This window comes from Janibacter sp. LM, assembly GCF_039631275.1.
GTDB lineage: Bacteria > Actinomycetota > Actinomycetes > Actinomycetales > Dermatophilaceae > Janibacter > Janibacter terrae.
Window position 1 is genome coordinate 126,059 of record NZ_JBDIVG010000020.1, and the last position, 25,866, is coordinate 151,924.

At 71.2% G+C, this 25,866-nt stretch carries 27 protein-coding genes; 18 read left to right on the top strand and 9 right to left on the bottom strand.

Going from position 1 to position 25,866, the window contains the following annotated elements:
• Nucleotides 1–303 precede the first annotated feature (303 nt).
• Nucleotides 304–1,254: a heme o synthase gene (locus ABC138_RS12145; protein WP_068323824.1), complete on the top strand. Its 951-nt coding sequence runs from the start codon at nt 304–306 to the stop codon at nt 1,252–1,254.
• Nucleotides 1,255–1,592: 338 nt separating this feature from the next.
• Here ABC138_RS12145 and ABC138_RS12150 read toward each other — a convergent pair whose 3' ends face one another.
• The 3 genes from ABC138_RS12150 to ABC138_RS12160 all read right to left on the bottom strand — a co-directional run bounded on the left by ABC138_RS12150 (nt 1,593) and on the right by ABC138_RS12160 (nt 4,081).
• Complete coding sequence (locus ABC138_RS12150) at nt 1,593–2,534, bottom strand: COX15/CtaA family protein (RefSeq protein ID WP_082807473.1); 942 nt, start codon at nt 2,532–2,534, stop codon at nt 1,593–1,595.
• Between the two features lie 76 nt (nt 2,535–2,610).
• Nucleotides 2,611–3,381, bottom strand: coding sequence for an ABC transporter permease (locus tag ABC138_RS12155; RefSeq protein ID WP_068323829.1), 771 nt, complete (start codon nt 3,379–3,381; stop codon nt 2,611–2,613).
• The gene (locus ABC138_RS12160; protein WP_345913818.1) at nt 3,371–4,081 is read right to left on the bottom strand and encodes an ABC transporter ATP-binding protein; all 711 of its coding nucleotides are present in this window, start codon (nt 4,079–4,081) and stop codon (nt 3,371–3,373) included. Before ABC138_RS12160 ends, ABC138_RS12155 begins: the two co-directional genes overlap by 11 nt.
• Before the next feature lie 162 nt (nt 4,082–4,243).
• On the opposite strand from ABC138_RS12160, the gene ABC138_RS12165 reads away from it, so the two are divergent.
• The 10 genes from ABC138_RS12165 to ABC138_RS12210 all read left to right on the top strand — a co-directional run bounded on the left by ABC138_RS12165 (nt 4,244) and on the right by ABC138_RS12210 (nt 13,107).
• Nucleotides 4,244–4,894, top strand: a complete 651-nt coding sequence (locus tag ABC138_RS12165; protein WP_345913819.1) for a MarR family transcriptional regulator — start codon at nt 4,244–4,246, stop codon at nt 4,892–4,894.
• The gene (gene sufB, locus ABC138_RS12170; protein ID WP_068323838.1) at nt 4,891–6,312 is read left to right on the top strand and encodes a Fe-S cluster assembly protein SufB; all 1,422 of its coding nucleotides are present in this window, start codon (nt 4,891–4,893) and stop codon (nt 6,310–6,312) included. Before ABC138_RS12165 ends, sufB begins: the two co-directional genes overlap by 4 nt.
• Nucleotides 6,312–7,481: a Fe-S cluster assembly protein SufD gene (gene sufD, locus ABC138_RS12175; protein ID WP_068323841.1), complete on the top strand. Its 1,170-nt coding sequence runs from the start codon at nt 6,312–6,314 to the stop codon at nt 7,479–7,481. The genes sufB and sufD overlap by 1 nt, the downstream gene beginning before the upstream one ends.
• Nucleotides 7,478–7,813: a non-heme iron oxygenase ferredoxin subunit gene (locus ABC138_RS12180; RefSeq protein ID WP_068421328.1), complete on the top strand. Its 336-nt coding sequence runs from the start codon at nt 7,478–7,480 to the stop codon at nt 7,811–7,813. Before sufD ends, ABC138_RS12180 begins: the two co-directional genes overlap by 4 nt.
• A gap of 31 nt (nt 7,814–7,844) precedes the next feature.
• Nucleotides 7,845–8,624, top strand: coding sequence for a Fe-S cluster assembly ATPase SufC (sufC, locus tag ABC138_RS12185; RefSeq protein WP_068323850.1), 780 nt, complete (start codon nt 7,845–7,847; stop codon nt 8,622–8,624).
• A gap of 2 nt (nt 8,625–8,626) precedes the next feature.
• Nucleotides 8,627–9,907, top strand: coding sequence for a SufS family cysteine desulfurase (locus ABC138_RS12190; protein ID WP_345913820.1), 1,281 nt, complete (start codon nt 8,627–8,629; stop codon nt 9,905–9,907).
• A complete protein-coding gene (gene sufU, locus ABC138_RS12195; RefSeq protein ID WP_068323853.1) occupies nt 9,907–10,377 on the top strand; it encodes a Fe-S cluster assembly sulfur transfer protein SufU in 471 nt (156 codons plus the stop codon). The genes ABC138_RS12190 and sufU overlap by 1 nt, the downstream gene beginning before the upstream one ends.
• Nucleotides 10,374–10,703 carry a metal-sulfur cluster assembly factor gene (locus ABC138_RS12200; RefSeq protein ID WP_068323856.1) on the top strand — a complete coding sequence of 110 codons (330 nt, stop codon included), beginning with the start codon at nt 10,374–10,376 and terminating at the stop codon, nt 10,701–10,703. The genes sufU and ABC138_RS12200 overlap by 4 nt, the downstream gene beginning before the upstream one ends.
• Before the next feature lie 13 nt (nt 10,704–10,716).
• Nucleotides 10,717–11,277 (top strand): acVLRF1 family peptidyl-tRNA hydrolase, encoded by a 561-nt coding sequence (locus tag ABC138_RS12205; RefSeq protein WP_345913821.1) that lies wholly within the window; start codon nt 10,717–10,719, stop codon nt 11,275–11,277.
• A gap of 114 nt (nt 11,278–11,391) precedes the next feature.
• Entirely contained in the window at nt 11,392–13,107 is a 1,716-nt protein-coding gene (locus tag ABC138_RS12210; RefSeq protein ID WP_345913822.1) for a BNR-4 repeat-containing protein, read from the top strand.
• Between the two features lie 10 nt (nt 13,108–13,117).
• On the opposite strand, the gene ABC138_RS12215 is transcribed toward ABC138_RS12210, so the two are convergent.
• Nucleotides 13,118–14,038, bottom strand: coding sequence for a neutral zinc metallopeptidase (locus ABC138_RS12215; RefSeq protein WP_345913823.1), 921 nt, complete (start codon nt 14,036–14,038; stop codon nt 13,118–13,120).
• A gap of 115 nt (nt 14,039–14,153) precedes the next feature.
• Here ABC138_RS12215 and ABC138_RS12220 point away from each other — a divergent pair, with 115 nt between their 5' ends.
• The 5 genes from ABC138_RS12220 (at nt 14,154) to ABC138_RS12240 (ending at nt 20,841) form a co-directional block, all read left to right on the top strand.
• Nucleotides 14,154–15,752 carry an ABC-F family ATP-binding cassette domain-containing protein gene (locus tag ABC138_RS12220; protein ID WP_345913824.1) on the top strand — a complete coding sequence of 533 codons (1,599 nt, stop codon included), beginning with the start codon at nt 14,154–14,156 and terminating at the stop codon, nt 15,750–15,752.
• An 80-nt stretch (nt 15,753–15,832) separates the two neighbouring features.
• A complete protein-coding gene (locus tag ABC138_RS12225; protein ID WP_345913839.1) occupies nt 15,833–17,482 on the top strand; it encodes a nitrite/sulfite reductase in 1,650 nt (549 codons plus the stop codon).
• A complete protein-coding gene (locus tag ABC138_RS12230; protein ID WP_345913825.1) occupies nt 17,479–18,219 on the top strand; it encodes a phosphoadenylyl-sulfate reductase in 741 nt (246 codons plus the stop codon). Before ABC138_RS12225 ends, ABC138_RS12230 begins: the two co-directional genes overlap by 4 nt.
• Before the next feature lie 10 nt (nt 18,220–18,229).
• Complete coding sequence (locus tag ABC138_RS12235) at nt 18,230–18,877, top strand: CbiX/SirB N-terminal domain-containing protein (RefSeq protein WP_068323880.1); 648 nt, start codon at nt 18,230–18,232, stop codon at nt 18,875–18,877.
• An 80-nt stretch (nt 18,878–18,957) separates the two neighbouring features.
• The gene (locus ABC138_RS12240) at nt 18,958–20,841 is read left to right on the top strand and encodes an ABC transporter ATP-binding protein (RefSeq protein WP_068323882.1); all 1,884 of its coding nucleotides are present in this window, start codon (nt 18,958–18,960) and stop codon (nt 20,839–20,841) included.
• Nucleotides 20,842–20,845: 4 nt separating this feature from the next.
• Here ABC138_RS12240 and ABC138_RS12245 read toward each other — a convergent pair whose 3' ends face one another.
• From ABC138_RS12245 to ABC138_RS12255, 3 genes are read right to left on the bottom strand one after another with little or no spacing between them, the layout of a single operon-like run.
• Nucleotides 20,846–21,616 (bottom strand): SURF1 family protein, encoded by a 771-nt coding sequence (locus ABC138_RS12245; protein WP_345913826.1) that lies wholly within the window; start codon nt 21,614–21,616, stop codon nt 20,846–20,848.
• Complete coding sequence (locus ABC138_RS12250; protein WP_068323887.1) at nt 21,616–21,831, bottom strand: hypothetical protein; 216 nt, start codon at nt 21,829–21,831, stop codon at nt 21,616–21,618. Before ABC138_RS12250 ends, ABC138_RS12245 begins: the two co-directional genes overlap by 1 nt.
• Entirely contained in the window at nt 21,828–22,109 is a 282-nt protein-coding gene (locus ABC138_RS12255) for a DUF3099 domain-containing protein (protein WP_245634673.1), read from the bottom strand. Before ABC138_RS12255 ends, ABC138_RS12250 begins: the two co-directional genes overlap by 4 nt.
• A gap of 134 nt (nt 22,110–22,243) precedes the next feature.
• Between ABC138_RS12255 and fabG the strand changes: the two genes are divergently transcribed.
• Nucleotides 22,244–22,954, top strand: coding sequence for a 3-oxoacyl-ACP reductase FabG (fabG, locus tag ABC138_RS12260; RefSeq protein ID WP_345913827.1), 711 nt, complete (start codon nt 22,244–22,246; stop codon nt 22,952–22,954).
• Nucleotides 22,955–23,002: 48 nt separating this feature from the next.
• On the top strand, nt 23,003–23,758 hold the full coding sequence (gene fabI, locus ABC138_RS12265; RefSeq protein WP_068323893.1) for an enoyl-ACP reductase FabI: 756 nt from the start codon (nt 23,003–23,005) through the stop codon (nt 23,756–23,758).
• A 138-nt stretch (nt 23,759–23,896) separates the two neighbouring features.
• Here fabI and serB read toward each other — a convergent pair whose 3' ends face one another.
• Both serB and glgC read right to left on the bottom strand, forming a co-directional pair.
• The gene (gene serB, locus ABC138_RS12270; protein ID WP_068323952.1) at nt 23,897–24,595 is read right to left on the bottom strand and encodes a phosphoserine phosphatase SerB; all 699 of its coding nucleotides are present in this window, start codon (nt 24,593–24,595) and stop codon (nt 23,897–23,899) included.
• A 10-nt stretch (nt 24,596–24,605) separates the two neighbouring features.
• The gene (glgC, locus tag ABC138_RS12275) at nt 24,606–25,856 is read right to left on the bottom strand and encodes a glucose-1-phosphate adenylyltransferase (protein WP_345913828.1); all 1,251 of its coding nucleotides are present in this window, start codon (nt 25,854–25,856) and stop codon (nt 24,606–24,608) included.
• Nucleotides 25,857–25,866: the final 10 nt, after the last annotated feature.

The following is a 25,866-nucleotide window of genomic DNA, read 5'->3' on the forward strand; positions in this document are numbered from 1 at the left end:
GAGCGGGAGGAGGTCCCGGCCGGTCCGGCAGGGTTGGCCGAGGCGACCGTGCGGGTGGTGCCCGAGGGGCGCGACTGGGCGGCCGCCTTCTTCGCGGGGGCCTTGGGGGAGGTGCCGGTGTCCGTGCTCACGGAGGGATCTCTCTTTCGGTGGCGCGTATGTGCTCGCCACCAACCCTAGTGCGCGGCGCCGTGGACGACGGATCCACGGGGTGGGGGCCGCCCTCGCCCCCGGCACGGGTAGACTCAGGGCAGTCCGCGCATTGCGCGACCCCCCGTCCCACCCCTTCGTCAAAGGCTGTCCGTGACCACTCTCGAGTCGACGCGCGAGCTCTCGCCGACGACCCGCTCGTGGCGTCGCACCGTGCGTGCGTACGTCGCCCTGACGAAGCCGCGGATCATCGAGCTGCTGCTCGTCACGACCGTGCCGGTGATGTTCCTCGCCGAGCGTGGGGTCCCCTCGCTCGGGCTCATCGTCCTGACGCTCGTCGGAGGCAGCCTCAGCGCCGGCGCGGCCAACACCTTCAACATGGTCTACGACCGTGACATCGACGCGAAGATGGGCCGGACCCAGAACCGCCCGCTCGTCACCGGCGAGGCCACCCCGCGGGGCGCGATGATCTTCGGGTTCGTCCTCACCGCCCTGTCGACCGCGTGGCTGTGGCTCCTCGTCAACCCGCTGTCGGCGATGCTCTCGCTCGCCGCGATCGTGCTCTACGCGGTCGGCTACACGATGATCCTCAAGCGCCGGACCGCGCAGAACATCGTCTGGGGCGGCATCGCCGGGTGCATGCCCACGCTCATCGGCTGGTCCGCCGTGACCAACGAGGTCGGCTGGCCGGCGATCATCCTCTTCCTCGTGATCTTCTTCTGGACGCCACCGCACTACTGGCCGCTCTCGATGCGCTTCATCGACGACTACGCCACCGCCGGCGTCCCCATGCTGCCGGTGCTCGAGCAGCAGACGACCGTGGCCAAGCAGATCGTCGTCTACTCGTGGGCGATGGTCCTGACCTCCTTGGCACTCATCCCGGTCGCCGACATGGGCTGGGTCTACCTCGTCGCCGCGCTCGTCTCCGGCGGGCTCTTCGTCACCGAGGCCCACCGCCTGCTCTCCGCCGCGTCCAAGGGCGTCTCCCAGGCCGTCCTGAAGCCCATGCGCCTCTTCCACTTCTCGATCACCTACGTCACGCTGCTCTTCCTCGGCGTCGCGATCGACCCCCTCGTGCACCTGCCCCTGCCCGGCCTCGCCTGAGCCGCGTGGACGGCTGAGCCCCGGCTCCCGAGGGGGCAGGCCGGCGCTGCGCCGAAGTCCTTCGTCGTCGCGTGGTGACCTTCTCGTTCTCGACTTCGGCTTGATTCGCGCCGACCTACCCCTTCGTCCGCCGGTGCGTGGGCGCTCTCCAACCACCTCCTCCGGCGTGGCCATCCGCTGAGGTGAGGCGGGGGGAGGAGGGCGCGCGGGGAGGGGCTGAGCGAATCAAGCCGAAGTCCGACGGACCGACGTGAGATGTCTCGTGAACGAAGGGACTTCGGCCCAGCGAAGCCCCTCCCTGCGTGCCGGACGATCGCAGGTATGACGAGCTGCGAGGCTCAGGCAGGGACGGCCGTCGCGGGCTCGCGGGAGAGGACGACGGCGCGGACGATGGCGACGACGAGGAGGCTGGCGCCGAGCATGTGGGCGAGGACGAGGACCTCGGGGAGCTTGGTCAGGTATTGCACGTAGCCGACGAGGCCCTGGGCGAGGGTGACCACGAGGACGACCCACCAGGCGCGGGCGGGACCGGGGGCGCGCTCGGTGAGCTTCGCACCCAGCCAGACGGCGACGCAGATGCCGATGAAGAGCATGACGGCGTCGGCGTGCAGCCACGAGATCGTCCGCGGGTCGAAGCCGGTGCGGGCCGGGGTGTCGGCGTCACCGGAGTGCGGGCCCGAGCCGGTGACGACCGTGCCGAGCACGAGGACGACGGCGGCCACGGCGACGAGGACCTGCTGCAGCCGGGTGACCAGGGGGTGGAGCAGGGAGCGGGTCCTGCCGGCGGGCTGGGTGTGGCGCCAGTACAGCCAGGCGGACACGGCGATCAGCGCCATGGAGCACAGGAAGTGGAAGGCGACGATCCACGGGTTGAGGCCGGTGAGGACGGTGATGCCGCCGACGACCGCCTGCGCGAGGATGCCGGCCATGACGACCCAGGTGCCGGTGATGAGCTCGCGGCGCTCCCGCGCCCAGCGGTAGAGGGCGATGAGCAGCGCCAGCGCGACGAACCCGAGCAGGCCGGTGAGGGTGCGGTTGCCGAACTCGATGACCTTGTGGATGCCCTCCTCCTGCTCCACCGTGGGCACGTAGGAGCCGGGCACGCACTGCGGCCACGTGGGGCACCCGAGGCCGGACCCGGTGAGCCGGACGAGCCCGCCGGTGACGACGATGCCGACCTCGACGACGAGGTTGGCGAGCAGCAGCGGCGCCAGCCACCGGTGGGACGAAGGGGGAGTGCCCCCGGTCGGTGCCGGGGCTGCGGTCTGCGCGGTGCTCACCCAGCAACGGTAAGCCGTGCCCGGCGCCACACCGGCGTCGGGCCCGGCGTCCGCGAGGAGGGGCGGCGAGGGCCCGTCAGTCGCGCCAGCGGAAGGTGCGCACCACGGCCAGCGTGAGCGCGGCACCCCACACGACGAGCACGAGCCACGGCAGCAGGGGCAGGGAGCCCTCGGCGAGGGCGTCGCGGAAGGCGTCGCCCAGGGCGCCGGAGGGGAGCCAGCGCACGACCGCGTCGAGCCCGCCGATCGTGTCGCCGGGCAGGAGCAGCCCGCCGACGCCGGCGAGCAGCACCCACACGAGGTTGGCCACCGCGAGGACGGCCTCGGCGCGGAGGGTCCCGGCGAGCAGGAGCGCGAGGGCGACGAAGACCCACACACCGAGGGCTGCGGTGACCGGGGTGACGACCAGGCCGAGGGGATCGGGACGCCACCCGAGGAGGGCGGCGATGACGCCGAGGACGAGGACCTGCACCGCGGCGACCGCGCAGATCGCGACCGCCTTGCCGAGCAGCAGGCCGTCGGTCCCGACGGGGGTGGTCGCCAGCATGCGCAGGACGCCGTAGCGGCGGTCGAAGGCCGTCTGGATCGCTTGGCCGGTGAAGGCCGTGGACACGACGGCCAGCGCCAGCACGCCGGGGGCCACGGTGGCGATGCGCGGCTCGGGCAGCTCCGGGTAGCCCGCGAGGACGAGCGCCACGAGCGCCATGGCGGGCAGGACGAGCGCGACGAGGAGCTGCTCGCCGTTGCGCAGGAGGATCGCGGCCTCGAAGCGCGCCTGGGCGATCACCCGTCGGCGCCGCGACTGCGCGGCGGGCGCCGTGGTGGGGAGCGAGGGGTCAGTCGGCACGTCGGCCTCCGGTGAGCTCGAAGTACCGGTGCTCGAGCCCGCCGTCCCCGGCGATCTCGCTCGGCGTGCCGTCGGCGACGACGCGGCCACGGTCGAGGATGACGATCCGGTCGGCGAGGCGCTCTGCCTCGTCGAAGCCGTGCGTCGTGACGACGAGCGCCATCCCCCCTTCGCGTCGCTCGCGCACCAGGTCCCAGACGTCCAGGCGCGCGTGTGGGTCGAGCCCGGCGGTCGGCTCGTCGAGGAAGGCGACGGCAGGGGAGCCGACGAGTGCGGCCGCGAGGGCGACGCGCTGGCGCTGCCCACCGCTCAGTCGCCGCACGGGCGTCGTGGCGAAGGGGGCGATGTCGAGCCGGTCGACGATCTCGTCGACGCAGGTGGTCCGGTAGAGCCGGGCGAGGTGCGTGAGGAGCCGGTGGGCGGAGACACTCTGCGGCAGCCCGCCGTCCTGCAGCATGACGCCCACGCGCGCCCGGTGGTCCGCATCGGCCTGCCAGGGGTCGCTGCCGAGCACGCGCACCGTGCCGGAGTCCGGCCGCTGCAGGCCCTCGAGGCACTCGATCGTCGTCGTCTTGCCGGCACCGTTGGGGCCGAGCACGCAGGTGATCTCGCCGGCGGCGGCACTCCAGCTGGCCCCGTCCACGGCGACCCGGTCACCGAAGACGCGGCGCAGGTCCTCCACGACGACGGCACGTGTCACGGGAGGCGAGTCTAGGCAGCGCGCGCGCCGCTCCACGGTTAGGCATGCCTTTGTTGTGTTGGGACGCCAATTACGTAACATGGATGTGTGGTTATTGCATCGCGAGCAGCGAGGCCGTCGGACACCGACGCCTCCAGTCGTGATGCCCGCACGCGCGATCGCGTGCTGAGCACCATCAGCGAGCGCGGCCCGATCACGGCCGCCGACCTCGCCGCCCACCTCGGTCTGACCGCCACCGGTGTGCGCCGCCACCTCGACCAGCTCGCCGAGGAGGGTGCCGTCACCAGCCGTGCGCCGCACGCCGGCAAGCGCGGCCGCGGACGTCCCGCGCGCGAGTGGGTCGTCGGCGACGTCGGTCACGAGCACCTCACCTCCGACTACGACGACCTGGCCGCCGACGCGATGCGGTTCCTGCGCGAGTCCGTCGGCGAGCAGGCGGTGCGCGACTTCGCCGACCACCGCATCAGCGCGCTCGAGGAGCGCTGCGCGGACCAGGTCGAGGCCGCGGGGGAGGAACCCCGGGCCCGCACCGAGGCGCTGGTCACGGCCCTGCGCGCCGAGGGCTACGGTGCCAGCGCCCGCACGGTCGGCGACGATGTCGTCGTCGGCCTCCAGCTGTGCCAGGGTCACTGCCCGGTCCGGCACGTCGCCGCGGAGTTCCCCGAGCTCTGCGAGGCCGAGACGGATGCCTTCAGCCGGCTCCTCGGCGTCCACGTCCAACGCCTGGCCACCCTGGCCCAGGGCGATCACGTCTGCACCACCTTCGTCCCCACCCCGGGGATGCGTCCCCACACAGAGAGGTCCCCCCGATGAGCACGAACATCGAAGAGCTCAACCCAGGACTGAAGGACATCGGCCGCTACGAGTTCGGCTGGTCGGACACCGACTCGGCCGGGTCCAGCGCCAAACGCGGCCTGGGCGAGGACGTCGTCACCGACATCTCCGACCGCAAGGGCGAGCCGCAGTGGATGCGCGACCTGCGCCTGAAGTCCCTGCGTCTGTTCGACAAGAAGCCCATGCCCAGCTGGGGCAGCGACCTCACCGGCATCGACTTCCAGAACATCAAGTACTTCGTGAAGTCCACCGAGAAGCAGGCGACCTCCTGGGAGGACCTGCCCGAGGACATCAAGAACACGTACGACCGGCTCGGCATCCCCGAGGCGGAGAAGCAGCGCCTCGTCGCGGGCGTCGCCGCCCAATACGAGTCGGAGGTCGTCTACCACCAGATCCGTGAGGACCTGGAGGAGAAGGGTGTCATCTTCGTCGACACCGACACCGGCCTGCGCGAGCACGAGGACCTCTTCCGCGAGTACTTCGGCACCGTCATCCCGGCCGGCGACAACAAGTTCTCCGCGCTGAACACCGCGGTGTGGTCCGGCGGTTCCTTCATCTACGTCCCGCCGGGCGTCCACGTCGACATCCCGCTGCAGGCCTACTTCCGGATCAACACCGAGAACATGGGCCAGTTCGAGCGGACGCTGATCATCGCCGACGAGGGCTCCTACGTGCACTACGTCGAGGGCTGCACCGCCCCGATCTACAAGACCGACTCGCTGCACAGCGCCGTCGTCGAGATCGTCGTGAAGAAGAACGCCCGCGTGCGCTACACGACGATCCAGAACTGGTCCAACAACGTCTACAACCTCGTCACCAAGCGCACCACGGTCGCCGAGGGCGGGACGATGGAGTGGGTCGACGGCAACATCGGCTCCAAGGTGACGATGAAGTACCCCGCGTGCTTCCTCCTCGGTGAGCACGCCAAGGGCGAGACGCTGTCGATCGCCTTCGCCGGTGAGGGCCAGCACCAGGACGCCGGCGCCAAGATGGTCCACGCGGCGCCCAACACCTCGAGCTCGATCGTCTCCAAGTCGGTGGCCCGCGGTGGCGGCCGCACCTCCTACCGCGGCCTCGTCCAGGTGCTCGAGGGTGCGACCAACAGCAAGTCCTCGGTCGTCTGCGACGCGCTGCTCGTGGACACGATCAGCCGCTCCGACACCTACCCCTACGTCGACGTCCGCGAGGACGACGTGCAGATGGGTCACGAGGCAACCGTCTCCAAGGTCTCCGCCGACCAGCTCTTCTACCTCATGTCGCGCGGCATGAGCGAGGAGGAGGCCATGGCGATGATCGTGCGTGGCTTCGTCGAGCCCATCGCGCGCGAGCTGCCGATGGAGTACGCCCTCGAGCTCAACCGCCTCATCGAACTCCAGATGGAAGGAGCCGTCGGCTGATGAGCCTTCTGGCTGACCCGGGCCAGCAGGCCCACACCCATTCCGCCGAGACGCTGGTCCCGGACCAGTCCCGCGCCGAGCGGACCCGCTCCTGGGACCTCGCCGACTTCCCCGTGCCGCAGGGCCGGGAGGAGGACTGGCGGTTCACCCCGGTCGGGCGTCTCACCGACCTCTTCTCCGACGAAGGGGGGACCGGTGCCCTGGGCGTCGAGCACACCCTGCCGCAGGGTGTCACCCGCTCGCAGATCCCGGCGGAGCAGGCCCGGGCCACGGGCGTCCCGCTGCCGGCCGACCGCGCCGCGGCCGTCGCCGCGAGCGGCGACTCGGTCGTCGTCATCGACATCCCGGCCGAGGCCGAGCTCGGCGAGCCGGTGCGCATCCACCTCACCGGTGAGCCCGGCGACCCGGTGCGTGCCCACCACATCGTGCGCGTCGGGGCCTTCGCGAAGGCCACGGTCGTCGTCGAGCACCGTGGCAGCGCCGACTACACCGAGCTGCTGTCGGTGCTCTCCGGTGACTCCTCGCAGCTGACGATCGTCTCCCTCCAGGACTGGGACGACGAGGCCGTGCACCTCGGCCAGCACGACGTCGTCGTCGGCCGGGACGCGAGTGTGCGGCACATCGCCGTGACGATCGGTGGAGGCATCGTGCGCCTGAACACCAACGCGTCCTACAGCGGGCCCGGCGGTTCCTTCGAGGCCTTCGGCGTCTATTTCGCCGACGCCGGCCAGCACCTCGAGCACCGGCTCTTCGTCGACCACGAGGCGCCGCACTGCACGAGCAACGTCGAGTACAAGGGCGCCCTGCAGGGCGAGACCGCGCACACGGTGTGGGTCGGCGACGTCCTCATCCGCGCCGCGGCCGAGGGCACCGAGACCTACGAGCTCAACCGCAACCTCGTGCTCACCGACGGCGCGCGCGCCGACTCGGTCCCCAACCTGGAGATCGAGACCGGCGAGATCGTCGGCGCCGGTCACGCCTCGACGACCGGTCGCTTCGACGACCAGCAGCTGTTCTACCTGCAGTCGCGCGGTGTGCCCGAGGACGAGGCCCGTCGTCTCGTCGTGCGCGGCTTCTTCAACACCATCGTCCAGCGGATCGGCGACGCCGAGATCAGCGAGCGCGTCATGCGGGCGATCGACATCGAGCTCGAAGGGGGCCGGGCATGAGTGCCGTCGCGCAGCCCGAGTTCATCCGGGTCTGCGGGATCGACGAGCTGACGCCGGGGCAGGCCGCCAAGGCGGACGTCTCCGGTCGGCTCCTCGCCATCGTGCGCGTCGAGGACGGCACCGTCCACGCGATCGACGACGAGTGCACGCACGGCAAGGTCTCGCTCTCCGAGGGCGAGGTCGACGGCTGCACCATCGAGTGCTGGCTGCACGGCTCGCGCTTCGACCTCATCTCCGGGCGCCCCACCGGCCTGCCGGCGACCGTCCCCGTCAAGGTCCACACCGTCCAGGTGACCGACGACGGTGACGTCCTCGTCGCCCTGGCCGACTGACCCACAGACCTCCACACCGAAAGACACCGACATGGCAACTCTCCAGATCACCGACCTGCACGTCAGCGTCGAGACCGAAGACGGCCCCAAGGAGATCCTCAAGGGCGTCACCCTCACCATCAACTCCGGCGAGACCCACGCGATCATGGGTCCCAACGGCTCGGGCAAGTCGACGCTGGCCTACTCCATCGCCGGCCACCCGAAGTACACCGTCACCTCCGGCGAGGTCACCCTCGACGGCGAGGACGTGCTCTCGATGTCCGTGGACGAGCGCGCCCGTGCGGGCCTCTTCCTCGCCATGCAGTACCCGGTCGAGGTCCCCGGCGTCACGGTGAGCAACTTCCTGCGCACCGCAAAGACCGCCATCGACGGCGAGGCGCCCAAGCTGCGCACCTGGGTCAAGGAGGTGCGCGGCACCATGGACGAGCTGCGCATGGACCCCGCGTTCGCCGAGCGCAACGTCAACGAGGGCTTCTCGGGCGGCGAGAAGAAGCGCCACGAGATCCTCCAGATGGAGCTGCTCAAGCCGAAGTTCGCCATCCTCGACGAGACCGACTCCGGTCTCGACGTCGACGCCCTGCGCGTCGTCTCCGAGGGCGTCAATCGGGCCAAGGGCACGACCGACGCCGGCGTCCTGCTCATCACGCACTACACGCGGATCCTGCGCTACATCACCCCCGAGTTCGTCCACGTCTTCGTCGACGGACGGATCGCCGAGCAGGGCGGCCCCGAGCTGGCCGACCAGCTCGAGGCCGAGGGCTACGACCGGTTCCTCGCGACGGGGGAGCCCGCCACGACCGCAGGGGCCTGATGATGGCACCGCAGCTGATCCCCGACGGTGAGCTGGCCGCGATCCGCGGTCAGTTCCCGATCCTCGAGCGCACGGTGCGCGGGGACAAGCCGCTCGTCTACCTCGACTCCGGCGCCACCTCGCACAAGCCCCTCGCCGTGCTCGACGCCGAGCGTGACTTCCTCATGACCTCCAACTCGGCTCCCCACCGCGGCGCGCACGCGCTGTCGGAGGAGGCCACGGAGGCCTACGAGGGCGCCCGCGCGGACATCGCCGCGCTCATCGGTGCCCAAGAGCGCGAGGTGGTCTTCACGAAGAACGCCACCGAGGCGCTGAACCTGGCCGCGTACGCCTTCTCCAACGCCGAGGCGGGGTCCCCCCTTCGCCTCGGCGAGGGCGACGAGGTCCTCATCACCGAGGCCGAGCACCACGCCAACCTCGTGCCGTGGCAGGAGCTGTGCCGCCGCACCGGGGCGACCCTGCGTTGGATCGGGGTGACCCAGGAGGGCCGTCTCGACCTCGACCAGCTCGACGAGCTGGTCACCGAGCGGACCGAGGTCATGGCCTTCACCCACGCGTCCAACGTCCTGGGCGCCGTGAGCGACGTGCCCCGGCTCGTCGCGGCGGCCCGGTCCGTCGGCGCGATCACGGTCCTCGACGCCTGCCAGTCCGTGCCGCACCTGCCGGTGGACGTGCGTGAGCTCGGCGTCGACCTGCTCGCCTTCTCCGGCCACAAGATGTACGGCCCGAGCGGGATCGGTGTGCTCTGGGGCCGCTACGACCTCCTCGAGCAGATGCCCGCCTTCCTCACCGGCGGGTCGATGATCGAGCTCGTGCGCATGGAGGGCAGCACCTACGCGCCGCCGCCCACGCGCTTCGAGGCCGGCGTGCCGATGACGAGCCAGGCCATCGGGCTGGGCGCGGCCGTGCGCTGGATCCGCGACATCGGTCTCGAGCGCATCGCCGCCCACGAGCAGGCGCTCACCGCGCAGCTGCTCGCGGCCCTGGCCGAGCGTCCGTGGGTGCGCCTCGTCGGCCCCGCCGACACCGTGCACCGCGGTGCCGCCGTCTCCTTCGTCGTCGACGGCGTGCACGCGCACGACGTCGGGCAGGTCCTCGACGACCAGGGCGTCGCCGTGCGGGTGGGCCACCACTGCGCGTGGCCTCTGCACCGGGCCTTCGGCGTCGCGGCCACCACCCGCGCGTCGCTGGCCGTCTACAACACCCCGGCCGAGATCGACACGCTCGTGGCGGCGCTCGACCGGGTGCCGCAGATCTTCGGCGTCGACGCAGGAGCCGCCTGATGGACCTCTACCAGGAGCTGATCCTCGACCACTCCAAGCGCAAGGTCGGTCACGGCCTGCGCGAGGGGCACGCGTCCGAGGTGCACCACGTCAACCCGACCTGCGGCGACGAGGTGACCCTGCGCGTGCACCTCGACGGCACCGGTCACGACGCTCGGATCACCGACATCTCCTACGAGGCGATGGGCTGCTCGATCTCCATGGCGAGCACCTCGATCCTCGCCGAGGAGGTCACCGGTGAGACCGTCGACGAGGCGATGGACGTCCACGAGGCGATGCGGCGCATGCTGACCAGCCGCGGCCAGGACGCCGGCGACGAGGAGGTCATCGGCGACGGAGTCGCCCTGGCCGGCGTCGCGCAGTACCCGGCACGCGTCAAGTGCGCGTTGCTCGGCTGGATGGCCCTCACCGACGCGCTGGCCCAGGCCGGCGTCGACGTCTCGACCACTTCCCAAGGAGAGAGCGCATGACCGCCCAGGCACCCACCCCGAGCAATGTCGCGGACGTCGAAGAGGCGCTGCGCGATGTCGTCGACCCCGAGCTCGGCATCAACGTCGTCGACCTCGGCCTCGTCTACGGCATCACCGTCGACCCGCAGAACCACGCGGTCATCGACATGACCCTCACCTCCGCTGCCTGCCCGCTGACCGATGTCATCGAGGACCAGGTCGACCAGGCCCTCACCGACCTCGTCACCGACTCGCGGATCAACTGGGTCTGGATGCCGCCGTGGGGTCCGGACAAGATCACCGACGACGGGCGCGAGCAGCTGCGCGCCCTCGGCTTCAACATCTGAGCCACTCCTCACGATGACCCGCACGGTCGAGGTCGACCCGGCTCGGCTCGACCGGTGGGTCGAGGGCTTCGGTGCCCGGCACGACGGCGTCACGCGCGCCGACGGGCCGGGCACCGTCGTGCTCACCGGCGGCGACGGGGTCACGGCGACGGGGGAGGGCTTCGCCCACGAGCGCATCGGTCTGGTCCTCGTGCGACGCGGCGGCTACGCCGTCGGCCGTGACGAAGGGGCTGAGCTCACCGCCCACACGTGCGGCACCGCCTACGTCCAGTCGCGGACGAAGAAGGGCGGGTGGAGCCAGCAGCGCTACGCCCGGCGTCGCGGCAACCAGGCCGACGGGGTGCTCGACAAGGTGCGGGAGATCTCCCTTCGTCATCTGGGGCGGGACGCCGTCGACGCCCTCGTCCTCGGCGGCGACCGGCGGATGGCCGAGCAGGTGCTTGAGGACCCGCGTCTGGAGCACCTGCGCGACCTGCCGCAGCGCACCCTGTGGGACCTGCCCGACCCGCGGCTCGTGGTGCTCCAGGAGGCCGCGCGACGATCCCGGTGCGTGCGCCTGCAGATCAGCGACTGAGCCTGCGCAGGGGAGCGCGTCGGCGGGTGTAATCTGTGCGCGTAGGCGAGGACGGGGAGAGCCTTGCCACATTCCTTCGGGGGAAGCACCGTGCGCTCTTCACGTACTGCCGTCATGTCCACCGTCGCCCTCGTGGCGGCCCTGCTGACGGGGACCGCCGCCGTTGCGGCACCACCGCCGACGGCGACCACCGCGCCGCAGGCGCAGCAGGCACCGCCGGACCCCGTCCCGCCCGCCGCCAAGGGCACGCCGATGACCCAGCGCGCCACGGCCCAGCAGCAGCGGGTCGCCGACTCGGTGGCCGACGAGTCGCTCCAGACCGCCGAGCAGCCGGCGCAGCCGGTGGCGGCGGCGCCGGCCACGGCCGACTCGCTCGAGGCGCGGACGGTGCGGATGACCTCCAACGGCGCGTGGACCTGGTACTCCGACCCGCGGGTCCTGCAGACCTCGCGTTACACCTACTTCGCCTACGTCACGAGGGCGGGCTCGGTCATGCTCACCTCGCTGAGCAAGGCCGACCAGCGGATGGCCACGACGACGCTGAGCCAGTACCAGCTGCGCGACGACCACAACGTCCCTGGCCTCGTCGAGACGGCTGACGGGCGGATCGCGGCCTTCTGGGGAGGCCACGGCAAGGCGCCGGTGCAGTACCGCGTGAGCAACACCGCGGGTGACGTCACGAAGATGTCGGCGGTGCGCAAGCTCAAGGGCTCGAGCATGGAAAATGCGAAGTCGACGTACGTCCAGGTCTTCCGGATGCGCGGCGTGAGCAACCAGTACCACGTGCTCACCCGTCGCTACTCCGACCAGAACTGGGTCGTCTCGACGAGCAAGGACCTCGTCAACTGGTCCGCTCCCGTCCAGCTCTTCAAGAACTCCGGGGGCGGGCTGCGCACCTGGCCCTACCTCGAGGCGGCCTCCTCGGGCTGGAAGCAGATGCATCTGGCCGTGAGCGACGGGCACCCGGCCCAGGACGTCAACAACTCGCTCTACCACTTCACCTACGACGCCGCGACCAAGAAGCTGGGTCGGACCAACGGCACGGCCGTCGCTCGCCCCGCCTACCCGCGCTCGGGCACCCAGATCTACGACGGACGCAGCCTCGACGGTCGGGTGCGCGTCTACGACTTCGGACTGCGCTCCGGTGGCTATCCCACGGTCGCCTTCACCACGACCGACCGGACCACCGGGAGCAGCGGCTACACCTACAAGTGGGCGACCACCGTGAGCGGCTCGTGGACCACCCGGACGGTCGCGCGGCAGGAGGAGTACCCCGAGGGCATCACGCTCGACGCGCTCAACGCCAACACGGCCTACGTCGTCACCCGCGCGGGCGAGGAGACCCAGCTGTCGGAGCTGTCGACGAGCGACCGGGGCGCGTCGTGGCTCTCCCGGCCCATCGCCCTCCAGCGGGGCGTGCAGCGCACGCCTGCGGCGCCCGCGGGTGCGGTGGGGCCCTTCTCGGTCATGTGGATGACCGGCTCCTACACCGACTGGACCGACTACTCGACGGGCATCGTCGCCGAGACGACCGGGCGGACGCCGATCGAGCTGCGGGCCACGTGGCCGAAGACCTGGGCCACGGGTGGGGGCGTCTCCGCCCGGGTCAAGCAGGGCATTGGGGGGCCGGCTGCCCGCGGCATCAAGACCTGGCTGCTCGTCAAGAAGCCCGGCGAGCCGCAGCAGTACATCAAGTCGGCGCGGACCAGCTCGACCGGCTACGTGAAGTTCAGCATCAACCGCTACTACCCGAAGGGCACGACGGTGTGGGTCTTCGCCCCGGCGGAGGGCCAGTGGGGCGCCGGCAAGTCGGAGGGCAGGAAGAAGTAGCTCCGGAGGCTCAGATGTTGTTGGGGTCGGCGACCTCGAAGGTGTCGCACGAGCCGACCGAGTCGGCCTTCATCCCGCGCAGCAGCCAGGCCTGACGGGCCTTGGCCGAGCCGTGGGTCCAGCCCTCGGGGTTGACGCCCCCGCCGGACTTCTTCTGGATCTCGTCGTCGCCGACGGACTTGGCCGCGCCCATGGCGTTCTTCACGTCGGCCTCGCTGATGTCGGTGAGCAGGACCTGACCGTTGGCGTCCTTGGTCTGCGTGGCGTCCTGGATCCACATGCCGGCGAAGCAGTCCGCCATGAGCTCGACCCGCACCGCGCCCGAGCTGGCGCCCTGCGGGTCCTTCTGGGCCTCGTCGAGGACGCCGTAGACGTTCTGGATGTGGTGCCCGTACTCGTGGGCGAGGACGTACAGCTCGGCCAGCGTGCCATCCTGCGCGCCGAGCTGCTGCTCCATGATGTCGAAGAAGTCGGTGTCGATGAAGATGCGCTCGTCGACGGGGCAGTAGAAGGGGCCGACCTGGTTGCTCGCGGTGCCGCACTGCGACTGCGTCTGCCCGGTGTAGACGACGACCTTGTCCGGTCCGCGGAACTGCTGGTTGGCTCCCTCGAGCGCCTTGGCGAGGTCGGGCTGCTGGCTCCAGAAGTCGTGCAGGCTGTTCTCGCCGAGGACCATGAGGCACTCGCGGTCCTTCTTGGCATCGGCACCGGTCCGGCACTTCTCGGCGAGGCGGTTGTCGCCACCCTGGGCGCTGGTGTCCTGGGGGGCGCCCCCGCCGTTCAGCATGTCGCCGTTGCCGGTGAGGACGAGGATGACGGCGATGATGAGACCGACGATGCCGCCACCGGCCACGACAGGACCGCGACCCCGTCCGCCACCTCCGCCACCCATGCGCGAGGTGTCGAGCGAGGCGTTGTCGTTGATGCTCACGGCGGTCCTCCAGGGGGGGGTGCGGTCCGGTCGGACCGGCACGGATGCGGTGACGGTGGGATCTGCGACTTACACTAACCGCCGACCCACCTTCGTACCTGCAGGAGAACCACCCGTGATCACAGCCAGCGGCATCGAGCTGCGCGCGGGGTCCCGCATCCTGCTCGAGGACGCCTCCTTCCGGGTCGCCGCGGGCGACCGGGTCGGCCTCGTCGGGCGCAACGGGGCGGGCAAGACGACGCTCACCAAGGTCCTCGCGGGCCAGGGGCAGGCGGCGGCGGGCTCGGTCACCTCCAGCGGTGGCATCGGCTACCTCCCGCAGGACCCGCGCACCGGCGACCTCACCGTCACCGCGCGCCAGCGCATCCTGTCCGCCCGCGGGCTCGACCGCATCGTCACCGACCGGGCGACCGCGGAGCAGCGGATGGCCAGCGCGGACCCCGAGACCCTCGAGCGCGCCATGGCGCGCTTCGGCCGGCTCCAGGAGGAGTTCGAGGCAGCCGGTGGCTACGCCGCGGAGTCGGAGGCGGCGAGCATCGCCTCCGCCCTCGGCATCGACGAGGGCCGGCTCGACCAGAGCCTCGAGACCCTCTCCGGCGGCCAGCGGCGAAGGGTGGAGCTGGCCCGCATCCTCTTCTCCGGCAACGAGACCCTCCTGCTCGACGAGCCGACCAACCACCTCGACGCCGACTCGATCGGCTGGTTGCGCGACCACCTGAAGAGCTACAAGGGCGGGCTGATCATCATCAGCCACGACGTCGAGCTGCTCGAGGTCGTCGTCAACCGGGTCTTCCACCTGGATGCCAACCGCTGCGAGATCGACCAGTACAACATGGGCTGGAAGAACTACCTCCAGCAGCGCGAGACCGACGAGCGGCGCCGCAAGCGCGAGGTGCAGAACGCGACGAAGAAGGCCGGCGCCCTCCTGGACCAGGCCGAGAAGATGCGCGCCAAGGCGACCAAGGCGACGGCCGCGCAGCAGATGATCAAGCGCGCCGAGCGGATGCTCGCCGGCGTCGAGGGAGAGCGGACGCAGGACCGCGTGGCCAAGCTGCGCTTCCCGGACCCCGCCCCCTGCGGGCGGACCCCCCTTCGTGCCTCCGGCCTGTCCCGGTCCTACGGGAGCCTGGAGATCTTCACCGACGTCGACCTCGCGATCGACCGGGGGAGCAAGGTCGTCGTCCTCGGGTTCAACGGTGCCGGCAAGACGACGCTGCTGCGGATGCTCGCCGGCGTCGACGCCCCCGACACCGGCCAGGTCGAGCCGGGCCACGGCCTCAAGCTCGGCTACTACGCGCAGGAGCACGAGAACCTCGACGTGGACCGCACGGTGCTGGCCAACATGAAGTCGGCCGCCCCCGATCTCGGCGAGACCGAGGTGCGCAAGGTGCTCGGCTCCTTCCTCTTCACCGGGGACGACGTCGACAAGCCGGCCGGGGTGCTCTCCGGCGGCGAGAAGACGCGCCTGTCGCTCGCCCTGCTCGTCGTCTCCAGCGCCAACGTCCTGCTCCTCGACGAGCCGACCAACAACCTGGACCCGGCGAGCCGGGAGGAGATCCTCGGGGCGCTGTCGACCTTCAAGGGCGCGGTCGTCCTCGTGACGCACGACGAGGGTGCCGTCGACGCGCTCAAGCCGGAACGCATCCTCTTGCTGCCCGACGGCGTCGAGGACTTCTACGGCGCGGACTACCGGGACCTCGTCACGCTGGCGTGAGGCCCCGCTGCCCGGCAGGTGAGATGCATAACGACAGGTTATGGATCCGATAACCCGGGCCGTAGGATGAGCGGGTGACTGTGACCACCCGCCCCACCCGCAGCAAGTCCAACGGCGCCTGGGCCGACGGCGACCGCACCCCGTTGAACCACAACGAGGAGTTCAAGCTGGAGGACGACGCGCTCAACGTGCGCGCGCGCATCGAGGACGTCTACGCCGAGGGTGGCTTCGCCTCGATCGCCCCGGACGACCTCAGCGGTCGCTTCCGCTGGTGGGGCCTGTACACGCAGCGCAAGCAGGGGCTCGACGGCACCCACACGGGTGAGGACGGCCTCGACGACGAGTACTTCATGATGCGCGTGCGCAGCGACGGCGGCCGGGTGAGCACCGAGCAGCTGCGCACCATCGCGGGCATCAGCACCGAGTTCGCCCGGGACACCGCCGACATCTCCGACCGGCAGAACATCCAGCTGCACTGGGTGCGCATCGAGGACGTCCCCGAGATCTGGCGTCGCCTGGAGTCCGTGGGACTGTCGACGACCGAGGCCTGCGGCGACTGCCCGCGCACCATGCTCGGCTCGCCGGTCGCCGGCATCGACAAGGACGAGATCATCGACGGCACGCCGGCGATGGACATCATCAAGCGCCAGTACATCGGCAGCCCCGAGTTCTCCAACCTCCCGCGCAAGTACAAGACGGCGATCTCGGGCTCGCCGCACCTCGACATCGCCCACGAGATCAACGACATCTCCTTCGTCGGCGTCGTGCACCCCGAGCTCGGCCCGGGCTTCGATGTGTGGGTCGGCGGTGGCCTCTCGGTCAAGCCGATCTTCGCCCAGCGGCTCGGCGTCTGGGTCTCCCTCGAGGACGTCCCGGCGGTCTGGCACGGCGTCACCTCGATCTTCCGCGACCACGGCTACCGCCGGCTGCGCAACAAGGCGCGGCTGAAGTTCCTCATGGCCGACTGGGGGCCGGAGAAGTTCCGTCAGGTCCTCGAGCGGGACTACCTCGGCCGGGCCCTGCCCGACGGGCCCGAGGCGGTCGCGGCCCCCGGCAGCCGCCGTGACCACGTGGGCATCCACGAGCAGCAGGACGGCCGGGTGTGGGTCGGCGCGGCCCCCATCGCCGGTCGCATGACGGGCACCAAGCTCACCCGGCTGGCCGAGCTCGCCGAGGCCGCGGGCAGCGAGCGCATCCGCTTCACCCCGCACCAGAAGGTCCTCGTGCTCGACGTCGAGCCCGAGCGGTCCGAGCAGCTGGCCGTCGACCTCAAGGACCTCGACCTCGAGGTCTTCCCGAGCGAGTGGCGCCGCAACGTCCTGGCCTGCACCGGCCTGGAGTTCTGCAAGCTCGCCCTCACCGACACCAAGAACCGGGCCCGCTGGACCGTCGAGGAGCTCGAGAAGCGCCTCGACATCGACGTCCCCTTCAGCATCCACTTCAACGGCTGCCCCAACAGCTGCGCCCGCAGCCAGGTCGCCGACGTGGGCCTGAAGGGCATGCTCGAGAAGAAGGAGGACGGCTCCCACGAGGAGGTCTTCCAGGTGCACCTCGGTGGTGCCCTCGCCGAGGACACCGCACTGGCGCGCAAGACCCGCGCGCTGAAGGTCCGCGGCGACGACCTGCCCGACTACATCGAGCGGCTGGCCCGCACCTACCTCGCCCAGCGCGAGGAGGGCGAGCCCTTCCGCCTGTGGGTCCGGCGCGCCGAGGAGGACGACATCCGATGACGAGCACCATCTCGACCGACCGTCTGCAGGAGCTCGCCCGAGCCGGCGAGGAGCGTTTCGCCGCGCTCGAGCGCGAGCTCGGCGACACGCACGAAGGGAGGGTCGAGCTGGGCCGTCAGGCGCTGGCCTGGGCCCACGAGACCTTCGGCGCCGGCCTGACCGTCGCCAGCTCGATGGGCGACGAGGTGCTCGTCCACCTCGTCGGCACGACACTGCAGGACGCCGACGTCTTCTTCCTCGACACCGGCTACCACTTCGCGGAGACGATCGGGACGCGGGACGCCTACGAGGCCATGCTGCCGATCCGGCTGCGCACCATCTACCCGAAGCTCACCGTCCCCGAGCAGGACGCGGAGCACGGCCCCCGGCTGCACGACCGCGACCCCAACCTGTGCTGCGCGATGCGCAAGGTCGAGCCGCTCGACCGTGCCCTCGAGGAGCACGACGCGTGGGTCACCGGCATGCGGCGCGAGGACGCCCCGACGCGCACGGACATCACCGTCGTCGGCTGGGACGACAAGCGCGCCATGGTCAAGCTCAACCCGATCGCGGGCTGGACCCAGGACGACGTCGACCAGTACGCGGCCGAGCAGTCGGTCTTCCTCAACCCCCTTCGCCAGAGCGGATACGCCTCCATCGGCTGCGCCCCGTGCACCCGACCCGTCGCCGAGGGCGAGGACGCGCGCGCCGGACGCTGGTCCGGCACGGACAAGGTGGAGTGCGGGCTGCACACGTGATGGTCGGTCCGTGACGACCGTCCTGCTGGCACACGGGTCCCCGGACCCGCGGCACGCCAGCACCCTCGAGCGACTGCGGCAACGCGTCGAGGCCCCGCTCGAGGCGATGGGTCGGGGCGCGACCCGACTGGTCTACCTCGAGCACGACCATCCGCAACCGCACGAGTTGGGTGCGGAGCTGACCGACGAGGTCACCCTCCTGCCGATGCTCATCACCCCCGCCTTCCACGCCCGCGTCGACGTCCCCGCAGCCGCGCGGGCCCTCGGCGCCGGCGGGGCGCCCGTGCGCGTCGCGCCGGCACTGGGCGGCGACCCGCTCCTCCTGCTCGCCGTCGAGGAGCGCCTGCGCGCGGCCGGCCACGACGCCGACGCCGCGGTGCTGCTCGTCGCCGGCGGGTCCAGCTCCGGGCAGGCCGGGCAGAGCATCCGCACGCTCCTGGACGCCCACCCTCGCCCGGGGTGGCTCACGATGACGCTCGCCGCCCCCCGCGCCGGCGCGGCGAGCGGTCGGGTCGTCGTGCCCGCGACCCTCGCCGAGGGCGTGCTCCACGACAAGGTGGCCGCGCTCGCCCGGGCGGCGGGCGCCCCCTTCGTCCCCGGCGGGCTCGCGGACACCGGCGCCGTCGCACGACTCGTCCTGCGCCGCGTCCTGGGCTGAACCGCGCACACTGGGGGTGCGGGGGAATCCCGCAGGCGCCCGGGCGGTTGTCGTCCCCGGACGACGAGGAGCAGCAGATGATGATGAACAGCGCCTGGGGACTCATGCAGTCGATGAGCCACGGCGAGAGCGCGAAGGGGACACCCCTCCCGCCCGGCACGGCCCGACGGGTCCTGGGCTACGCCACACCCTTCAAGCGCACGATCGCGGCCTTCCTCGCGCTCGTCGCGGTCGGCTCGCTCACGGTCGTCGCCGTGCCGCTGCTCCTGCAGCGCCTCATCGACGACGGGGTGACACCGCAGGACCGCCGCGTCGTCGTGACGCTGGCGCTGCTCGTCGCGCTCATCGCGGTCGTCGAGGCAGTCACGACCCTCGCGCAGCGGTGGTTCTCCGCGCGCATCGGTGAGGGGCTGATCCACCTGCTGCGCACCGAGGTCTTCTCGCACGTGCTCCGTCAGCCCATCGCCTTCTTCACCCGCGCCCAGACCGGGGCCCTGGTCAGCCGGCTCAACAGCGACGTCATCGGCGCCCAGCAGGCCTTCACGACCGTGCTGTCCTCGGTCGTCAGCAATGTCATCTCGCTCGTGCTCATCATCGGCGCGATGCTCACGCTCTCGTGGCAGCTGACCCTCGCGGCGCTGGCCCTCGTGCCCTTCTTCATCGTCCCCGCCAAGCTCATGGGCCGGCGTCTCGCCGGTCTGTCCTCGGAGCAGATGAACCTCAACGCCGACCTCGGCACGCAGATGACCGAGCGGTTCAACGTCGCCGGCGCGCTGCTCGTGAAGATCTTCGGCCAGCCGGCCCGGGAGATCGAGCAGTACGACCTGCGGGCCGCGCGCGTGCGGGACATCGGTGTGCGGATCGCCGTCAACCGCGCCCTCTTCTTCGTCATGCTCACCGCCCTCGCCTCCCTCGCGACGGCCATGGTCTACGGCGTCGGTGGCCTCATGGCCGTCGAGGGCGGGCTCACCGTCGGCACGCTCCTCGCCCTCGCGGCCCTGCTCGCGCGGCTCTACGGGCCGCTCACCGCGATCTCCAACGTGCACGTCGACGTGCTCACCGCGCTGGTCTCCTTCGCCCGCCTCTTCGAGCTGCTCGACATGCCCTCGAGCATCGTCGAGACCGAGGACGCCCGACGGCTCCCGGAGGGCGAGGCCCTGGCCGTCGAGCTGGACGACGTGCACTTCACCTACCCCGGTGCGGACACCATCTCGCTGCGCTCCCTCGAGGGCGCGACGACCGGTGACCGCGAGGAGGGCGGCCCGGTGCTGCAGGGCGTGACCTTCCGCGCCGAGCCCGGCCAGCTCGTGGCGCTCGTCGGCCCGAGCGGCGCCGGCAAGAGCACGATCACCTCGCTCGTCACCCGCTTCTACGACCCGACGCAGGGAGCCGTGCGGATCGGCGGCGTCGACCTGCGCGAGGCCACCCTGGAGTCGGTCGCCGACACGGTCGGGATGGTCACCCAGGAGGCACACCTCTTCCACGACACCCTGCGCGGCAACCTCGCCTACGCCAAGCCGGACGCGACCGAGGAGGAGATGTGGGCGGCCCTCGAGGCCGCGCGCATCGGCCACCTCGTGCACTCGTTGCCCGCCGGCCTCGACACCGTCGTGGGGGACCGGGGCCACCGCCTGTCCGGCGGCGAGAAGCAGCGCTTCGCCATCGCCCGGCTGCTGCTGAAGTCACCCGCCGTGCTCATCCTCGACGAGGCGACGGCGCACCTGGACAGCGAGTCGGAGGTGGCCGTGCAGCGGGCGCTCGACACCGCGCTCGAGGGGCGCACGGCGATCGTCATCGCGCACCGGCTCTCGACGATCCGCAAGGCGGACCAGATCCTCGTCGTCGACGACGGGCGCGTCGTCGAGCGAGGCCGGCACGCCGAGCTCATCGCCCGGGGCGGCGTCTACGCCGACCTCTACACCACGCAGTACGCGGAGAGCGAGGAGCCGATCGAGGTGGGCTGACGGCTCAGCCGTCCTCCTCGTCCCAGATGCGCACCTTCCTGGGGCGGGGGGTGGACGGGTCGGCCTCCTGCGCCTCGCGGCGCAGCGCGACGACCACGAAGACCCACAGTGCCGGGATCACGAGCCACCACTGGATGGCGTAGGCCAGGTGCGGCCCGGTGTCGGTGTCCGGCACCTCGAGCGGCTCGGGGCGCTCGCCCTCCGGGGACTCCTGCTGCAGCTCGAGGTAGGCGCCGAGCACCTGCCCGTCGACCTGCTCGGACACCTCGTCGAGGTTGATGCTCGCGACCTGTCCGGCGGGCAGGTCCCGGCCCAGGCTCGCCTCGCCGAGGCGCACCCACCCGGTCACGGTCACCTCCCCGGAGGGGACGGCTGGGACCTCGGGGGCGACGTCGGCCCCCTTCGGGCTGTTGGGGACCCAGCCCCGGTCGACGACGAGGACGTCCCCGTCACCGAGGCGAAGGGGGACGAGCACCTCGTAGCCGTACGTCCCGTCGAGCGGACGGTTGCGCACGAGGAGCTGCTCGTCGGCGAGGTACTCGCCGGTGGCGCTCACCCGCGTCCACTCGTCGTCGACCCCGACCGGTGCCGCAGTGAGGACGTCGGCCACCGGGACCGGCTCGGCCTCGTAGTGCTCGGTGATCCGGTCGGCGCGCGCGGAGCGGTCCTCGTACTTGCCCCACTGCCACTGGCCGAGCCAGACGCATGCGAGCGAGACGAGGAGGACGAGGGAGAACCACCCGAGCCACCTCGGGGTGAGGGCACGGCGCAGCATCAGCCCGCGTCGGCCGGGATCTCGTCGAGGGCGCACGTGGTCACGGGGAACCCGCGGACCGACAGGTGCTCCTGCAGGACGCTCTCGTGCTCGTCGCAGGCCAACCAGACCTTGCGGCGGGACTCGTCGTGGATGCGGGGGTTGCGCCACAGGACCGCCCGGGTCGCCGCGGCGCGGCACGCCTTGCGGCTGCACACGAGGTCGGGCTCGCTCATCGCGGCCCGAGCTGGCGGGGCGCGTCGGAGGTCCGCAGGCTGGCGTCCGGGTCGACGTCGCGCGTGTTGACCGCGTTGACGAGGACGACCGCGACGTAGGGCAGGACCACCGCGAGCAGGACGCAGGTCCAGCGCAGCCAGCCCTCGAAGAAGTAGGCCCCTACGAAGCACACCGTGCGCAGCGCCATCGTCATGAGGTACTGACGCATCCGGCCGCGTTGCTCGTCGTGCAGCGAGATCGGGGCCGTCGTGACGGACTGGACGGGGACGTGGGACACGTCTTCAGGGTACGCCGCGGGCCCGTGAGCGGGTCCCGCGGGGCGGGGAGGACTCCGCGTACCGGGCGGTAGTGCTCTAGCGTCGGAGCCGAGGTGACCGGAGGCACATCCGGTCCAGCGACGACGGGAGTGGGATGACATCGCGGCGAGTGCTCGTCACGGGAGGCAACCGAGGGATCGGCGAGGCCATCGCCCGCCGGCTGCAGGCGGACGGCCACCGGGTCGTCGTGACCTCGAGGTCGGGTGACGCGGTCGACGGACTCGACGTCGTCGCCTGCGAGATCACCGACAGCGACTCGGTGGACGCGGCCTTCGCCGCGGCCAAGGAGCTGCTCGGCGGTGACATCGAGGTGCTCGTCGCCAACGCCGGGATCACCAAGGACACGCTGCTCATGCGCATGTCCGACGACGACTTCTCCGCGGTCGTCGACACCAACCTGCACGGGACCTTCCGGTGCGTCCGCCGGGCCGCGACCGCCATGGTCAAGGCCCGCTTCGGTCGGGTCATCATGATCTCCAGCGTCGTCGGGCTCTACGGGTCGCCGGGCCAGTCCAACTACGCCGCCTCCAAGGCGGGCCTCGTCGGCATGGCGCGCTCGATGACCCGCGAGCTCGGCGCCCGAGGGATCACCGCCAACGTCGTCGCCCCTGGCTTCATCGAGACCGACATGACGGCCGAGCTGCCCGAGAAGACCCGCGCCGAGTACGAGAGCGCCATCCCCGCACGTCGCTACGGCCAGGGCGACGAGGTCGCCGCCGCCGTCGCCTTCCTCGCCTCCGACGAGGCGTCCTACATCTCCGGCGCGGTCATCCCCGTCGACGGTGGCCTCGGCATGGGCCACTGAGTGAGCCCCAACAGCCCATCCTCCGCGCAGCACGAAAGGCACCAGCAGATGCTCACCGGCAAGACCTTCCTCATCACCGGCGTCCTCATGGAGTCGTCGATCGCCTTCCACGTCGCCAAGCTCGCGCAGGAGCAGGGCGCGCAGGTCATCCTCACGAGCTTCGGCCGGACGATGAAGATCACCAGGACCATCGCCAAGCGGCTCCCGCAGGAGGCGCCCGTCATCGAGCTCGACGTCACGAGCGAGGAGGACCTCGCCGCCCTCGCCGACCGCATCGGTGAGCACGCCGAGCGCCTCGACGGTGTCCTGCACTCCATCGGCTTCGCGCCCGAGGGGGCCTTCAACTTCCTCGACGCGTCGTGGGAGGACGTCTCGACCGCGGTCCACGTCTCGGCGTACTCGCTCAAGGCCCTGGCCGTCGCCGCGCTGCCGCGGATGACCGAGGGTGGCTCCGTCGTGGGCCTGACCTTCGACGCGAGCTTCGCCTGGCCGGTCTACGACTGGATGGGCGTGGCCAAGGCCGCCTTCGAGTCGACCAACCGCTACCTCGCGCGTGACCTCGGGCCGAAGGGGGTCCGCTGCAACCTCGTCGCCGCCGGCCCGATCCGCACGACCGCCGCGAAGTCGATCCCCGGCTTCGAGCAGTTCGAGGAGTCCTGGGACGGCCGCGCACCGATGGGCTGGGACGTCAACGACCCGGTACCGACCGCGAAGGCCTGCACGATGCTGCTGTCCGACTGGTTCCCCGCCACGACCGGCGAGATCCTGCACGTGGACGGCGGCGTCCACGCGATGGGCATCTGAGGCTCGACCGCCTTCCCGCCCCGCGCCCCCGCGCTCCGCTCCACGCGCTCCGCTCCGCCCCCGCTCCGCGCCCCCGCGCTCCGCGCCCCCGCGCCCCGCTCCCTGAGGAGGTCGCGAAGCGACCGTCTCGAAGGACGCTCAGGCGAGCGGGTGGCCCCCTTCGTCGTCGGCCTGCGGAAGCGGGTCGATGCCGAGGACGTCGAGGACGAGACGTAGGTCCGGCTCGTCGATCGCGACGTCGGCCTGCTCGCGGACCGCGGGCTTGGCGCAGAAGGCGATGCCGAGGTGCGCGGCCGCCATCATGTCCAGGTCGTTGGCGCCGTCCCCGACGGCCACGGTGCGGTCCATGTCGATGCCGGCACTGGCGGCGAGGCGGATGACGAACTCGGCCTTGGCCGCGCGGTCCACGACGTCGCCGAGCACGCGGCCGGTGAGGTGCCCGTCGACGACCTCGAGCTGGTTCGCACGGACCGACGGGATGCCGAGCTCACGGGCGAGGTCGTCGACGACCTCGGTGAATCCGCCCGAGACGATCCCGACCGTGTGACCGGCCTCGGTGAGGGTCGTGACGAGCGTGCGTGCGCCCGGGGTGAGGCGCACGGCGCTGCGGACCCGGTCGAGCACCTCCACGGGCAGGCCCTCGAGGGTCGCGACCCGCGCGTGCAGGCTCTGCGCGAAGTCCAGCTCGCCCCGCATCGCCGCCTCGGTGACGGCGGCGACCTCCTCGCGTGTCCCCGCGTGCTCCGCGAGGAGCTCGATCACCTCGTCCCGGATGAGGGTGCTGTCGACGTCCATGACCAGGGCGAGCGGACCGTCGCCGGGGAGGGTGCGTGGCATGCCCCGCAGTCTAGGAGTGGTCGAAGACGTGGCCCTTGCCGACCACCGTGATCCCGGACTCGGTGACGAGCAGCCCTCGGGCGCGGTCCTCCTCGCGGTCGTGCCCGATCCGGATCCCCTCGGGCAGGCGCACGCCCTTGTCGATGATGACGCGCCGCAGCTGGGCGTGGCGCCCCACGTCGACCCCGTCGAGCAGGACGCTGTCGAGGACCTGGCTGTAGCTGTGCACGAAGACCCCGGGGGAGAGGACGGAGTTGTCCACGTGCCCACCGGAGACGACCACCCCCGGGGAGACGAGTGAGTTCGTGGCCCCACCCGCCCGCTCGCCGTCACCGTGGACGAACTTCGCCGGGGGGTAGGTGCCGTGCAGGGTGTTGATCGGCCAGTCGTAGTTGTAGAGGTTGAAGACCGGATGGATCGAGGTCAGGTCGAGGTGGGCATCGAAGTAGCTGTCGAGCGTGCCCACGTCCCGCCAGTACCCCCGGTCGCGGTCGGTGGACCCGGGGACGACGTTGTCCGCGAAGTCGTAGGCGTAGGCGCGCTCCTGGGTGACGAAGGAGGGGATGATGTCCCCGCCCATGTCGTGCTTGCTGCCGCCGTGGTTGGAGTCCGAGGTCACGGCGTCCATGAGCGCCTCGGTGCTGAAGACGTAGTTGCCCATCGACGCGAAGATCTCGTGCGGCGCGTCCGGCAGTCCCTGCGGGTCGGTCGGCTTCTCGCGGAAGGCGGTGATGCGGCGCCCGTCGGCGCCGACCTCCATCACGCCGAACTGGTCGGACATGGCGATCGGTTGGCGGATCGCCGCGACGGTGCACGCGGCATCCGTGTCCAGGTGCTGCTCGACCATGAGGGAGAAGTCCATGCGGTACACGTGGTCGGCGCCGACGACGACGACGAGGTGGGGCCGCTCGTCGGTGATGGCGTTGAGCGACTGGTAGATCGCGTCCGCGCTGCCGGTGTACCAGCTCTTGCCGCGACGTTGCTGCGCCGGGACCGCGGCCACGTAGTGACCGAGCGGCGAGGCGAGGTTCCAGGCCTGGCTCACGTGCCGGTCGAGGCTGTGCGACTTGTACTGGGTCAGGACGATGACCCTCGGGTACCCGGAGTTGACGACATTGCTCAGCGCGAAGTCGACGAGGCGGTAGATCCCCCCGAAGGGGACGGCCGGTTTCGCCCGGTCCGCGGTGAGGGGCATGAGGCGCTTGCCCTCGCCCCCGGCGAGGACGATCGCCAGGACCTTGGGCTGACCACGCTTGACCATGCGGTGCTCC